General features: G+C 69.1%; 16 protein-coding genes and 2 pseudogenes. 6 read left to right on the plus strand and 12 right to left on the minus strand.

Features of this window, described 5'->3' with window-relative positions; all coding sequences use genetic code 11:
• Positions 1–351 precede the first annotated feature (351 nt).
• From ABTX18_RS06530 to ABTX18_RS06565, 8 genes and pseudogenes are all read right to left on the minus strand, one after another.
• Positions 352–936, minus strand: coding sequence for a hypothetical protein (locus tag ABTX18_RS06530; RefSeq protein WP_352121607.1), 585 nt, complete (start codon positions 934–936; stop codon positions 352–354).
• 154 nt (positions 937–1,090) lie between these two features.
• Positions 1,091–1,828, minus strand: coding sequence for a flavoprotein (locus tag ABTX18_RS06535; RefSeq protein WP_352121608.1), 738 nt, complete (start codon positions 1,826–1,828; stop codon positions 1,091–1,093).
• A 246-nt stretch (positions 1,829–2,074) separates the two neighbouring features.
• Positions 2,075–2,245 (minus strand): annotated as a pseudogene (locus tag ABTX18_RS06540) (tyrosine-type recombinase/integrase); the annotation flags it as partial.
• A 33-nt stretch (positions 2,246–2,278) separates the two neighbouring features.
• Positions 2,279–2,587, minus strand: a pseudogene (locus tag ABTX18_RS06545) (Scr1 family TA system antitoxin-like transcriptional regulator); the annotation flags it as partial.
• A 20-nt stretch (positions 2,588–2,607) separates the two neighbouring features.
• Complete coding sequence (locus ABTX18_RS06550; RefSeq protein ID WP_352121609.1) at positions 2,608–3,135, minus strand: DUF6879 family protein; 528 nt, start codon at positions 3,133–3,135, stop codon at positions 2,608–2,610.
• Positions 3,107–3,397 carry a hypothetical protein gene (locus ABTX18_RS06555; RefSeq protein ID WP_352121610.1) on the minus strand — a complete coding sequence of 97 codons (291 nt, stop codon included), beginning with the start codon at positions 3,395–3,397 and terminating at the stop codon, positions 3,107–3,109. The genes ABTX18_RS06550 and ABTX18_RS06555 overlap by 29 nt, the downstream gene beginning before the upstream one ends.
• Positions 3,394–3,759, minus strand: a complete 366-nt coding sequence (locus ABTX18_RS06560; RefSeq protein WP_352121611.1) for a DUF6907 domain-containing protein — start codon at positions 3,757–3,759, stop codon at positions 3,394–3,396. Before ABTX18_RS06560 ends, ABTX18_RS06555 begins: the two co-directional genes overlap by 4 nt.
• Before the next feature lie 99 nt (positions 3,760–3,858).
• Positions 3,859–4,128: a barstar family protein gene (locus ABTX18_RS06565; protein ID WP_352121612.1), complete on the minus strand. Its 270-nt coding sequence runs from the start codon at positions 4,126–4,128 to the stop codon at positions 3,859–3,861.
• 182 nt (positions 4,129–4,310) lie between these two features.
• Between ABTX18_RS06565 and ABTX18_RS06570 the strand changes: the two genes are divergently transcribed.
• A complete protein-coding gene (locus ABTX18_RS06570) occupies positions 4,311–4,820 on the plus strand; it encodes a hypothetical protein (RefSeq protein WP_352121613.1) in 510 nt (169 codons plus the stop codon).
• 213 nt (positions 4,821–5,033) lie between these two features.
• On the opposite strand, the gene ABTX18_RS06575 is transcribed toward ABTX18_RS06570, so the two are convergent.
• Both ABTX18_RS06575 and ABTX18_RS06580 read right to left on the minus strand, forming a co-directional pair.
• Positions 5,034–5,411 carry a hypothetical protein gene (locus tag ABTX18_RS06575; protein ID WP_352121614.1) on the minus strand — a complete coding sequence of 126 codons (378 nt, stop codon included), beginning with the start codon at positions 5,409–5,411 and terminating at the stop codon, positions 5,034–5,036.
• Between the two features lie 48 nt (positions 5,412–5,459).
• Complete coding sequence (locus ABTX18_RS06580; protein WP_352121615.1) at positions 5,460–6,131, minus strand: hypothetical protein; 672 nt, start codon at positions 6,129–6,131, stop codon at positions 5,460–5,462.
• Positions 6,132–6,521: 390 nt separating this feature from the next.
• Here ABTX18_RS06580 and ABTX18_RS06585 point away from each other — a divergent pair, with 390 nt between their 5' ends.
• On the plus strand, positions 6,522–6,893 hold the full coding sequence (locus ABTX18_RS06585; RefSeq protein WP_352121616.1) for a cupin domain-containing protein: 372 nt from the start codon (positions 6,522–6,524) through the stop codon (positions 6,891–6,893).
• Between the two features lie 32 nt (positions 6,894–6,925).
• On the opposite strand, the gene ABTX18_RS06590 is transcribed toward ABTX18_RS06585, so the two are convergent.
• A complete protein-coding gene (locus tag ABTX18_RS06590) occupies positions 6,926–7,510 on the minus strand; it encodes a helix-turn-helix domain-containing protein (RefSeq protein ID WP_352121617.1) in 585 nt (194 codons plus the stop codon).
• 118 nt (positions 7,511–7,628) lie between these two features.
• Between ABTX18_RS06590 and ABTX18_RS06595 the strand changes: the two genes are divergently transcribed.
• The 3 genes from ABTX18_RS06595 to ABTX18_RS06605 all read left to right on the plus strand — a co-directional run bounded on the left by ABTX18_RS06595 (position 7,629) and on the right by ABTX18_RS06605 (position 9,931).
• Positions 7,629–8,465 (plus strand): EamA family transporter, encoded by an 837-nt coding sequence (locus ABTX18_RS06595; RefSeq protein WP_352121618.1) that lies wholly within the window; start codon positions 7,629–7,631, stop codon positions 8,463–8,465.
• A gap of 67 nt (positions 8,466–8,532) precedes the next feature.
• The gene (locus tag ABTX18_RS06600; RefSeq protein WP_352121619.1) at positions 8,533–9,180 is read left to right on the plus strand and encodes an FMN-binding negative transcriptional regulator; all 648 of its coding nucleotides are present in this window, start codon (positions 8,533–8,535) and stop codon (positions 9,178–9,180) included.
• Positions 9,181–9,223: 43 nt separating this feature from the next.
• A complete protein-coding gene (locus ABTX18_RS06605; RefSeq protein WP_352121620.1) occupies positions 9,224–9,931 on the plus strand; it encodes a B3/B4 domain-containing protein in 708 nt (235 codons plus the stop codon).
• On the opposite strand, the gene ABTX18_RS06610 is transcribed toward ABTX18_RS06605, so the two are convergent.
• Positions 9,921–11,246 (minus strand): MFS transporter, encoded by a 1,326-nt coding sequence (locus ABTX18_RS06610; protein ID WP_352121621.1) that lies wholly within the window; start codon positions 11,244–11,246, stop codon positions 9,921–9,923. The two genes, ABTX18_RS06605 and ABTX18_RS06610, sit on opposite strands and share 11 nt — an antisense overlap.
• 555 nt (positions 11,247–11,801) lie before the next feature.
• Between ABTX18_RS06610 and ABTX18_RS06615 the strand changes: the two genes are divergently transcribed.
• A complete protein-coding gene (locus ABTX18_RS06615; RefSeq protein WP_352121622.1) occupies positions 11,802–12,242 on the plus strand; it encodes a DUF7144 family membrane protein in 441 nt (146 codons plus the stop codon).
• Positions 12,243–12,275: the final 33 nt, after the last annotated feature.

Below are 12,275 nucleotides of genomic sequence, written 5' to 3' on the forward strand. Positions count from 1 at the left end.
GGTCGACGCCGTGGTCAGCCCCACGCCGTAGCTGATCGCATGCCCGCGTCGTCTCCGCCCCGGCTGCCCCCGGCCGGGCGGCGGCGCACCGAGCGCGACACCAGCCCGAGAGAAACGGCCGGCACGGGGTAGGGAACCCCGTTGTGGCTGGGGCGGTCGGCTCCACGGCTTTAGCCACCTCCCCGGTTCGGGTCCCGCGTCGAGCAAGACCAGGGGGCCACTCGTTCAAATTCCGGGCAGGATCACAGCCTGCCCGAGTTGCCAGCCAGCGTACGGCCCCCTGATCATGCTCGACCCCAAACCGGGCAGGACACCGGCCAAACCCGTTCCACCGACCTAACGTTGCCGCTCTTACTTTCCTCGTAGCCACCAGAAAAAGCGAGCACAACGACCGCGCCGCAAACGCGTGATTTCCGCTGATTCAAATTGCTTAAGGCGTGTTACAAGTTCAGAACAACCGTGTACAGATTGAAATTCGTTACGCCCTATGAGTCCAACCCAGGCGGGGCGCGTCAGAAGAGAGTGCTTGAGTCCTAGCTGTGCGATCACCTGGATTGCCGCATCCATATCCGCCTTGCCGATCCCCACGGTTCGAAGAGTTGCTACATCGAGCGCGCGGTCGGCCCGGGCCTCGGCTGCGTACTCGCTCTGGCCAGTCACTATTCGAGTCAGGGACTTTTGGACCTCCTCAAGTAGCTCGCCCTCGAAAAGGATCGGCAATGCCGCCTCGCTAAGATGAGTCTCGCCTCGCCCGTGAGCCTTTCCCATCAAAGTTGCAAAGGCGTCAGCTATTCGAGTGTCAGCTTCAATTTGGGCCAGGCGGGCTAGGCGTTTCTCTTCTCTAACTTTGCTCGCATACTGAAAACTGGCAGCGATGGCAGCCCCGGCGATCGACGCACTACCGGCCACCAAAGCCACGGTGACAACTGGTTCCATCATTGGATAATACGGTGCCCGAAGGCTGCACCGAGGGGGATCCCTGACATCCACAGCTGACATCAACGATGGCGCACCACGGCGGCACCGGGCGGACGCCAGCAGCGGCGAAGCCCATGGCGCGAGCAGGATGAACGGCTGCCCGGTCGAACTCCTAGAGAGGCTGTCGAGCAGCCCGGGCCGACACGTGCTGGATGGACTTCATGATTGCGGTCCAGGGGAGGTGTCGATCTGCTGGCCCCTCGCGAGGTTCATGGAGAGCCCAGACGCCAGAACCGTGGATGAGCTCTACGTTTGCGGTCCGTAGGGCCGCGACATGCCCGCCCCATGCGGGGTGCCGAACGTGCGCTGTGTTGACCCGCGGGAACAGCACGACCGGAAGGCCGATGGTGCCCAGTGCCTCGCTCACTTGCGTCAGCGCTTGGTTGTCAGCGATGCCCATCGCAAGCTTGGCCACATAGTTCGCGCTCGCCGGGGCGACGACATAGCAGTCGGCAACAGGGTGTGGGCGAGGCTCAGTCGGCAGGCGAGGCGTATCCCGCACAGGAAGGCCGGTCAGTGTCTCCAGGCGTTCCAGCTCGCCGTTCGCCCTCAGCCATCGGCCGGCATTGGGAGTCAGGGTCACGGCTACCTGCCAGCCGAGGGCGATGGCTGGCTCCACTAGGCCGGTGCGTAGCTGCTCGACTCCATCGGCTGCCGTGCCCACAACTCCCAGCACTCCGCGGCTGCCTGCACTCACGGTTCCACCACCCCGTATTGGTCCATCCCCACGGCCAGCAGTACAGCAGAGAAGTACCGCAACCACAGCGCCTATCAGTAACCGCTGCCAGCCCCCAGCCCCCGCGTGGACAGGCTCACAGCCCTCAGCGACCGTCACGCCGGTAGTTCGCATCGAGAGGGTCAGCTCGTGCCATAACCGTGCCAGAACGAGCGGTCAGCCCACGGTCGGTCGAGGGTCATGCGGGGGCATGCGCCCGTCGGCAGGGGCAGCACCGCCACAGGCATGCTGACCTGGAACGACAAATCGGGGATCGGCGCCAGGCTTACACAGCAGATGTCGGCGGTTCGAAACCGTCCGCGCCCAAAGGCCCCCAACCGATCATGGTTGGGGGCCTTTGACATCCATCCAGTTTTGACATCAACGGGCGCGGTCACCCACGGTCTGTGGCCGCCGCTTCAACATGCGGTCGAGGTGACTCACAGCCTCGCGCTGGGTGTCATGGACGACGTGGGCATAGATGTTCATCGTGACCGCGATCTGACTGTGCCCAAGGAGCTCCATCACGACGCGGGGGGCGACGCCGTCTTCCTCGATGAGGAGCAGGAAGCGGTGGCCGCGCTAGTGGATGATGCGGGACCGCTCGACGCGGGCGCGCGCCGCTTCCGCGCTGTCGTCGACGGGGAGTTCGCGGAAGCGGGCGCTCATGCCGAGTACGGCGGCCGTGTACCCCTCGGTCTGCAGCAGGCCGCGGACGAGGGACGAGGAGTACACGTCACGGTCGTGGAGCTGGCCGGCGGTTGCGGGTGGCACCACGGGAGGACCTCCCGCATCGAGATCGCCCGTGAGTCCTGCCCCCTTCCGCAGGCCCCGCAGCCGTTGGGCAACGACTTCGCGGGCGGCCTGCGCTGATGAGGACGGAGAGATGGTCATGGGCCGGCCGGTGCTTCCTGCTAGCGGATCTTGTACTGGTCGTGCGGTATTGCCCGCTCCCACACTGCTTCGAAGGCGTCCGCGCACAGCTTCACGGCGGCCGTGCTGTCAGTGAGTTCCGGGCCCCGCGATGAGCCGTCGCCGGCGAAGTGGTTCCACTGGACCAACTGCCCGTCGAACAGCCAGTAGTCGTTGCCGGGCAGGGAAAGTTCCGAAGCCTGGCGCCGCGGCAGCCACCGGACCTGTTCCCCGGCGGCGACGTTGGTGAAGGTTCCGGAGTGCTCGTAACGGATGTATTCGCTGACCGGCTCGGACACGATCCGGGCCCGGCGCATTTTTACGCCGCGGCCCACGGTCTCGGTGACGAGGTCGAGCCACGGCCGCCACCAGGACGCCCGGCCTGCTGGGTCGTGGCGGAAGCCGGCGCGCCAGTCGGCGAACGGGCCGGCCTCGTAGTCGACGGCGTAGGCGTCCCGCATCTCCAGGTGAACGGCGCTCCGGGTGCAGTGGGCGAGCAGCTCAGGGAAGCTCGGCACGTTCGACGGCATCGCATGCCTCCCTGATCATGTGCACCATCCTGGCGGGGATACGGATTATGGCCTCGTTCTCCGGGATGCAGCGCCGGTACATCGTCGAGTACCAGCCGACCGCCACGACGCAGGTATCGGACTGCGGACGCACCGCCTCATCGCTCGCGCACAGGGTGCGGTCGCCAGCGGTCCGGGCAATCGTCTTCGACCAGCCTGCGGGCACGTGGCGGCCCTGTATACCTGTGCCCCGTTCCCTGTCTGGCGTCGTCGGAGTGCTCATCGGGCCTCATCTGCCCGGTGCGCGGCGAGTTCCCGGGCGAGGTGGCGCAGCGTCTCCGCGTAGTCGACGAGGACCGCGGCCAAGTCGCTCAGCTCGGCCGGACCGAGGCGGTGGGACATATTCCCCATCTCCACGAAGACTCCGACGTTGCGGTCGTGGCGTTCCGCGAACGGGTCCTGCACGAGCGCGGCGTGCGCGAGCTCGTGTCCTTGATACATCAGGTTGTGCGCGGCCCCGACGTGCCCGGTGTCGCATCGCATTTCTGTCCGGTCGCCGTCGTGGCCGGCACACCATGCCGGTTCGGGCATGACGACCGTGCCGTGGTCGAGGGTCTGCACCGTCACGGTGCGTTCAGTACTCACCAGTGGAGTGAAGCCGATACGTCCTGCAACCACACCGACTATCGGCAATCCGGGCCGATTCCTATAGCCAACATGTAGAGGCCGACGGGCTCAGGCGTTCTACGTGTACTCGGCGAGGAAGCGCGGCTGGTACTGCTGCTGATACCGGTCGAGCGTCTGTCGGAGCATGGCGGCCCCGCGCGGGACGTGGTTGTTCAGGTGGTCCCAGCCCACGATGCGCAGATGCTTCGGGATCTGGACCAGGCCGGTGATCGCATCCCAGAAGGCGGCCCAGTTCATGCCGTAGAAGCCAGGGAAGCGCAGCGCCTGCGCGAGTGCTGCATGTAGTCCGCGCTCGTCGGTCACAGAGCTGACGTCGATGGTGAGCATGCTTACGATCCTTGCATGTGCCAGTCGAGGCCTCAGTGTCGCGGCTCGTGCGCCTCTTGACCCGCTCGAACGAGTGCCTGACTGGCCTTCCAGCGTTTCTCGGGATGCCCGAGCAGCTGCCACTTGCTGCATGTAGCCGCCGATAGAATTCGTAGATCCGTCAGGCTCAAGGAGATCAACGAGTGTCCGATCTGGACTTCTACGCACACGTCGCCACGCGCTGTGACGTCCTCGGAACCGGCATCGGAGCCAGTTCCGACGCATGGGAAGCCGCAGTGGGGCAGGACTACATCGACGATCGGGGCAAGGGAGTGCTACGCCGGGACTACGGGCTGGTGGAGCTCTCATTTTCGGATGTCAAAGGGCCTATGACGTGTTTCGGGATCAGTGTGCAGGTCCACCGATTGATTCACGGCCTCTCCGTGCCAACCACGCTGACAGCGAAGTACGGGGAGTTCGCGCCCCGCGCCCGGTTCGCTGAACTGCAAGCCGCGATTGCGTCTCTGGACTGCACCGTCGAGCCCGACGACCTCTCGGGGTACGTCCATCGCTATCGCGTGGCCGAGTCCGATGTTCGCATCTTCGTCATCAACGATCCTGACCCTTATGGAGATGGTGACCATGATGTCGATGATCAGAAGGTGCACCAAGCGGGCGATGTGTGGGCCATGCACGTGTCTCCGGCCTGGTGAGGGCCGCAGTGGGCAGGGCGAACTGAGCACGTTTCGATCTGGAGTCGACCCCGGCGACCAGGTGAACGAGCGATCCAGGTCGCGCGGCTCCGTCGGTTGGTCGGTGCGGGTGTTGAAGACGCGACCGACGTCCTCGCGCTTGTCGCCGGCGGCTCCCCGAAGAGCATCCGACGACGAGTCAGGAGGACGCTCGAACCGCATGGTTTGCCGTCGTCACTTGATCCAACGGGCAGCGGCCTCGTAGGTAGTGGCTGGGGTGCTGTTGAACGCAATGGCCGCAACCGGGGCGTGTCGCCGGATCAGGTTGACCACCCGTTCAAGGAGTTCGGCTTGATCGTCCGAGTGCCGCAGGCCACCGCCGACGGTGACGCACTCCCACGGATGGGCACGCAGCGCAGTCCCGATGACCGCTTCCACGTCATCACTTCCGTCAAGGCCGATGAGGCAGGTCTCGACGCCCACGCCGTGTTCGGCGAACTCGGCCAGTCCCGCCTCGATCGCCTTGGCTACAGGCTTGGGATCCCACGGCCCCGGCACCCGATACGGATCAAGACCGATGACGAGGACGCGGGGTGACGCAGCGGGCTCCATGTTTGGACGATACGCGTCGACCGACCCGGAAATCAGGAGCGCCCCGGGTCAGCTCGCAGCCCACGGGTCCGGGGACGGCTTCAGGCCGAAGGCGTGGTGGAGGCGGGACTGGGCGGCCTTGAGGCTCTTGGTCCCCTCGTCGAACGTGCGCCACCCCCGCGTCATCTGCCAGGTCTCCTCGGGTGACTGGATCAGGCTGCTCTTCGGCACCGAATCGAGGACCGCGCGTGCACCCTCGTCGAGGTGCTCGATGGCGGCTGCCCAGGCCGTCCGGGTCTTGGGATCGGGGAGGGAGGTGAACAGCCGGGCCGTGTCGAGGGCGTCCATGAGGTCCTCGAAGTCCACGATCACCACGTGCAGGTCGGTACGGGGCCGGCCCGACTGGGCCTTCACCGTTTCCTTGATCAAGCTGACCATCGCCGTCTCGCCTCCGTACGCGTACCACTCCTTGACGGCCTCGGCGATCTCGGCGGCGGTCGTCGGTGAGGGTGTCGGGGTCGGAGACGGGGTTGCCGACGGGGTCGGTGGCGCGGACGGCGTGGCGGTGCCTTTGGCCGCATCGGAGTCGGCTCCCGAGCATGCGGCGAGCAGCAGGGCTGTGACGACCGTGAGCAGCAGCGGTACGCGCATCCGCTCCGGGCGGTTCATCACCGGGCCCTCGCGGTCGGGGCGGCGAGCGGCTGGGCCGGGGGAGTTGTGCTTGCGCCCCCACGCACTCATCGTCCGGCTGTGCTGCTGCGTCGTTCGTAACACGGCACTCCCCCTGGTTCGTTGTGAGGAAATCCGGCCCCCGCGGTGATCGGAACGGCCCGTGCGCGGCCGCCTCGTCGATGCTAGGGCGAGGCGGCCGGGTTCCACCAGCGACGGGGTGTGCATGGGAGCCATGCGGCAGAGGAATGGCTGACCGGATGGATGGATGGCTCGTGTGCGGGTGGCAACGACGGGCTGGGGCACGCGGCTGCCGGTGGCTGGTGATCGTCGCCCGCGCCGGTTGCTGCGGGACGGGGGCTTTCGACCGCGGGTATGTGTCGGACGCCGGGCGTCCGGCCTGGGGAGCAGCAGGTGCCCGGGCCCGTTCGGGTTTCGGGGCGGGTGCTAGCCTCCCGGCTCGTGAACGACAGCGTGTATGTGGGCAAGGCGGGCAAGGATGCGGCACTGGACCGGGGGTGGCTTCTCGGGCATTTCAAGGACGAGGGCGACCCGCGCCACAGCGAGGACGTAGAGATCAAGTGGGGCGTTCACCCTCCGGGTGACGAGCGCCTGGAGTGGGTGAAGGGCGAGCACCGCACCGCTCTGCTCGTTCTGATCAGCGGGCGCTTCCGCGTCGAACTCCCCGGCCGCAGTGTCCTCCTGGAAGAGCAGGGTGACTACGTGGTGTGGGGGCGCGGGGTCGACCACTCCTGGGTCGCGGAGGAGGAGTCGGTGGTGCTCACCGTTCGATGGCCGTCCGTCCCCGGTTATGCCGTGGGGGCGCAGGGCTGAGCGAAGGGGGCCGCGCGGGGGCGGCCCCCTCGTCAGGCCGCCGAGCCCGGGCCCGGCGGTAGGTGGACCGTCATGATCAGGTCGCACGCTTCCGGGCCGGTGCCGCGGTAGGTGTGGGGAGTGTCGGCGTCGAACGTGGCCGTCTGGCCGGCCTCGACGGGGTACTCCGTGCCATCGACGACCAGCGTCATGCGGCCGGACGTGACACTGACGGTTTCCACGACCCCGGCCTGGTGCGGGTGGCTCGGGTACTCCTCGTCCGGCTCCAGGCGCCAGCGCCAGACCTCGACCGGGGCCGCGCCCGAGGTCGTCAGCATGAGCCGGGCCTCGCTGCCCCGCGCCCCGGTCCACAGCGGGGTCACGGCGTCGGCCGTCACCACGCGGACGCGGCCTTCCGCCGGGCCTTCCATCAGCGCGGACACCGAGATGCCGAGCGTGTCGGCCAGGCGGACCAGGGTGGCGAAGTTCGGGTTGCCCTGCGCCCTCTCCAGCCCCACCAGGGCGCCCTTGCTGACCTGGGCGCGCCGGCCCAGTTCGTCCAGCGACAGGCCCGCACGGGTGCGGGCCGCCCTGACGTTCTGCGCGAGCGCCCGCAGTGCCGTGCCCGTCTCGGTCATCCGGTCACCATCCCTCCTGCAAGGACCACTGGAATGCACCATGCGGTCGTTTGGTTGACATAGGCCGGTCGGTTCGTTGTACGGTTAAGTCGTTCCACTGAATGGTAAGGGATGTGCCGTGATCGCTCTGCTGCTGGCCCTGGGCAGCTCACTCGCCTACGGATGCGCCGATTTCCTCGGCGGCCTCGGCGCCCGCAAGGCTCATGTGCTGCGCACCGTGATGATCGCGGCCCCGGCCTCCCTCCTGGTCGAACTCTTGCTGTGGCCGTTCCTCGGCGCTTCGTTCAGCGCCGGAGCCCTGGGCTGGGGCGCGGCATCCGGGGTCGCGTCGGCCGCCGCGTTCGCCCTGCTCTACAAGACCCTGGCGATCGGCCCGATGAACGTCCTGTCGCCCGTGACCGCCCTGGTGTCCGCGATGCTGCCCGTGGGCGTCGGCCTCGTGCAGGGGGAGCGCCTCGGCGTCGCCGGACTGGTGGGCCTGCCCCTCGCCCTGGCCGCAGTGGTGCTGGTGAGCGCCGGGCACGGCTCGGGGGCGCTGCGGCCCTCCCGTACGGCGCTGCTGCTGGCCCTCGGAGCGGGCGCCGCCATCGCGCTCCAGCTGATCTTCCTGCACCAGGCGCCGTCCGACAGCGGGGTCGCCCCGCTGATCATCGGCAGGGCGGTCTCCTCGGCCGTCACCCTGGGCGCGGCCGCGCTGATGTTCCGCAGGCTGGGGACCGAGCGGCCCGCCTACGCGATGTCCGCCGCCGCCGGCGTACTGGACTCGGTGGCCAACCTGCTGTTCCTGCTCGCCGCCCGCAGCGGGGACCTCGCCGTCGTCGCCGTCATCACCGCTCTCTACCCGGCAGGCACCGTTCTGCTCGCCCGCAGCGTGCTGGCCGAGCGCATCCACCGCGGCCAGCTCATCGGACTCGGGACCGCAGCCGCCGCCGTCAGCCTCCTCGCCCTCACCTGAGCCCTCGCTCCGCCCTCGCGCCCGTCCTCTCGCCCGCCCGCAGCATCGGCCACGTACAAGGAGCAGCATGTTCATCCAGCCCTGGGACGCCGCCCTCGACGAAGCCGAATGGCGGGCCTGGATCGCCGACGGTCACGACTTCGGGCAGCTCAGCGTCAACGGCCTGCCCGGCCGCCCGCCCGTCGTCGTCCCCACCCACTTCACCACCGACGGCGGCGACCTGCTGGTCCACCTCGCCCGGCCCAACCCGGTCTGGGAGTCCATCGAGCACGACCCGCACGTCACCTTCACCGTCATCGGCGACTACGCCTTCGTCCCCGGCCCCTGGCGCGCCAAGCCCGACACCCCGCCGGTCGAGGGCGTACCGACCAGCTACTACGCGGCCGTGCAGTTCACCTGCCGCGCCACCGTCGTCGACGACCCCGAGGCCAAGGCCGAGCTGCTGCGCCGTCAGCTCGCCCACTTCCAGCCCGACGGCGACCACGCACCCGTCGCCGTCGACCGGCCCCCGTACGGCCGGATGCTGCCCGGCATCCGCGGGCTGCGCCTGGAGGTCACCGAGGTCATGGCCAAGTTCAAGTACGACGACCAGAAACCGGTCGAGCACCGTACGGCCGTGGCCGACAGCCTCACCCGACGCGGGGAGGGCCTCGACGCCCCCACCGCGGACCAGCAGCGCCGCCGCCTGGACCGCATCGGCCCGTGGCAGGCCTGATCCCCGACCCTGTTGTACGCACGAAGGAACGGAGCCCTCGCCCATGACCGACATCCGCCTCGCCCCCGCCGTCGCCGACGCGTTCCCCGACACCCGCATCGCCGTCGTCACCGCCACCGGCCTGCGCGGCCACGAGGACTGGCCCGACACCGCCGCAGCACTGGCCGGCCTGGAGCGGCAACTCGCGGACGGCGCCTGGCAGCCCGCCGACGAGACCGACCCCCGCATCGAGGCCTGGCACACCGCCTACCGCTCCTTCGGCACCAACCCCCGGCGCATCCGCCCCAGCGTCGACGCGCTCGGCCGGCGCTTCGCCAAGAAGGGCACGCTGCCGCGCATCAACCCGGCGGTCGACTCGTACAACGCCGTCTCCGTCCGTCACGGCCTGCCCGCGGGCGCCTTCGATCTCGACCAGGTCAGCGGGGACATCGACATCCGGTACGCGGACGGCACCGAGGAGTTCACCCCCCTCGGTGAACCCGGCACCGTCGAGAACCCCAGGCCCGGCGAGATCATCTACGCGGACGCAGACGGCGTCCTCACCCGGCACTGGAACCACCGCGACGCCCACCGCACCCGCGTGGGCGAAGACTCCGCGCACGTCGCCTTCGCCCTCGAAACCCTCCACGCAACCCGCGACGGCCACCTCCTGAAGGCCGCGGCGCAGGAACTCCAGGAACTGCTCGCCCCGCACGCCGAGCAGACGGCCGTGCATTACCTGGACCCGGCGCAGTCCGAGCTCACTGTGTGAGGGCTGACGCCGGGTCGCCGAGTACGCCTGGGCCGTCGAGCCCGGGCGGAACAAACGGAAGGTGTCTCCCCAGACGTGCCAGCGGGGAGAACGCCATGAACAGCGGGGACAGGGCGAGGGCGGCCGCGGTCGCCCACAGACTCGTACGCAGGCCCCAGTGGCCCGCCAGGAAGCCGCCCAGCAGGGAGCCGACCGGGGTCAGGCCCATGCCGGCGAAGTTGATCGTCGCCACGACCCGGCCCTGTATGCGCACCGGTGTGATGGCCTGCCGCACGGCCATCATCGTGACGTTGACCAGCTGACCGAAGGTGCCGAAGAGGAAGTTGACGCCGATGAGTACGGGGAGCGCGAGGGCCGCGGAGCCGTGCAGCGCCGGTACGCACAGCATCACGCCGTCCGCGACGACCGCGGACGACACCAGCACCTTGCCGTAACCGAACCGCCCCGGCAGTCTCGCCGCCAACAGCGACCCCACGACCGCGCCCGGGCCGACCGCGGCCAGCGCCAGGCCGATGGCCGTGCTGGACAGTTGCAGCCCGCGCGGGAGATACAGCAGGTACACGGTCATCAGCGCGGCGAACCAGAACTGGAAGAGGGCCGACGCCACACCCACCGCCCGCAGCGAGGCGTTGCCGGCCACGAACCGCAGGCCCTCATGGATCTGCCGCCGGACGCCGACGGGGCCGTCCCCCTGCGCGGGAAGCCGCTCACGCCGGCGGATCCGCCGGATCGACACGGACGACAGCGCGAAGAACAACGCGCCGGTGACGACGGCGACCGGGCCCGAGAACAGCGACACCAGCGCGCCGCCGAGCGCCGGGCCGCCGATCTGCGCCGCCGACCTGCTGCCCTCCAGCGCGCTGTTGCCCTGCAACAGCCGGTCGCGCTCCACCAGTCGTACGAGCGAGGCCTGGTACGCCACGTCGAAGAACACACTCAGTACGCCGACGAGCAGCGCGACCACGAGCAGCACGGGCAGCCCGAGCACGCCCAGCAGATACGCGGCGGGGATCGCCCCCAGCGCGAGTGCCCGGCCGCAGTCCGCCAGCACCATCACCGTACGGGCGCGCCGACGGTCCACCCATGCGCCCGCCAGGAGCGAGAGCAGCAGGATCGGCGCCTGCTCCACCGCGCGCAGGGCGCCGAGTTGACCGGGACCCGCGTGCAGCGACACCACGGCGATGAGCGGCAGAACGATCTGTGTGGCCTGCGCCCCGAACTGGGACGCGGTCTGGCCCGCCCACAGCCGGCGGAAGTCCGCGTCGCGCCACACGCTCGCGGCAGCGCCGGCCCGGTTGCTGTCGGCCGCCTTCATCGTTTGTCCCGTACGAGCGGGCCTTGAGGGCTGTGTTCAGGGGGAGTTGGGGAGCGGCGGGAGATGTGGGCGGATGGCACGGGCTGCACATGGACCCCTTGGGCTGCGGAGCAGAAGGAAACGCTCGCCGCGCCGGGGCACAGGGAAGTGCGCCGGCGGTCGGGCGAGAAGGCTCGCTGCGCCGCGGAACGGGGCGGCGCGCGATGACGGGTCGGTCAGGACCTACGACGTCAGCGCGCGCCCGGACGACCGGGCATCTCCACTCCTGCCTCAAGGATCAGGTACTGCTCGAAGGCTAGCTGCCGGGGTCTTTGCGGGGCAGCGAATTTATGCCCCGCACATGGCTCGCGGGTGGCCCGGGCAGCGGAGGCGCGGGGGAACGTGCCTCGCGGGTGACCCGGACACTCGCGGGTGGCCCGGGCAGCGGAGGCGCGCGGGAACGTGCCTCGCGGCCACCCCGTCCCGCTTCACCCGTTCGGCCGCGTCGGGTAGCCGCCCCCGAGTGCGCCGAGCAGGGTCGGTCTGACGCGCAGTTCCACCGGCCCAGGAGTCCTCATGGCACAGACCGCGCCCCCACCGGGCAGTCCTTCCCAGCCTCCGTCCTATCCCGGGGGCATCAACCCCTGGGCGGCCGGCGGGGTCACGTTCGCCGGTGTTCTGCTGATGGTCGACGGGGTGCTCGGGGCGATCAAGGGCATCGCCGGAATCGCGTCCAACGACGTCTACGCACGGATCGGCGACTACGCCTTCAAGTTCAACGTGACCGCCTGGGGATGGATCCACCTCGTCCTCGGCGTCATCCTCGCCGTCGTCGGCTGGGGCATTCTCAAGGGCGCGGGCTGGGCGCGCGGGGTCGGCGTGGGGCTTGCGGCGCTCAACATGATCGCCAACTTCATGTGGCTCCCCTACCAGCCGATCTGGGCCGTGGTATCCCTCGCCATCGACACCTTCGTGATCTGGGCCCTGTGCACGGACCGCTCCAAGGCGGTCATCTGACGGGCACCGGCGACAGGTGGCGGCAGCCGCTGC

The organism is Streptomyces sp. NPDC096323, from assembly GCF_040302845.1.
Lineage (GTDB): Bacteria > Actinomycetota > Actinomycetes > Streptomycetales > Streptomycetaceae > Streptomyces.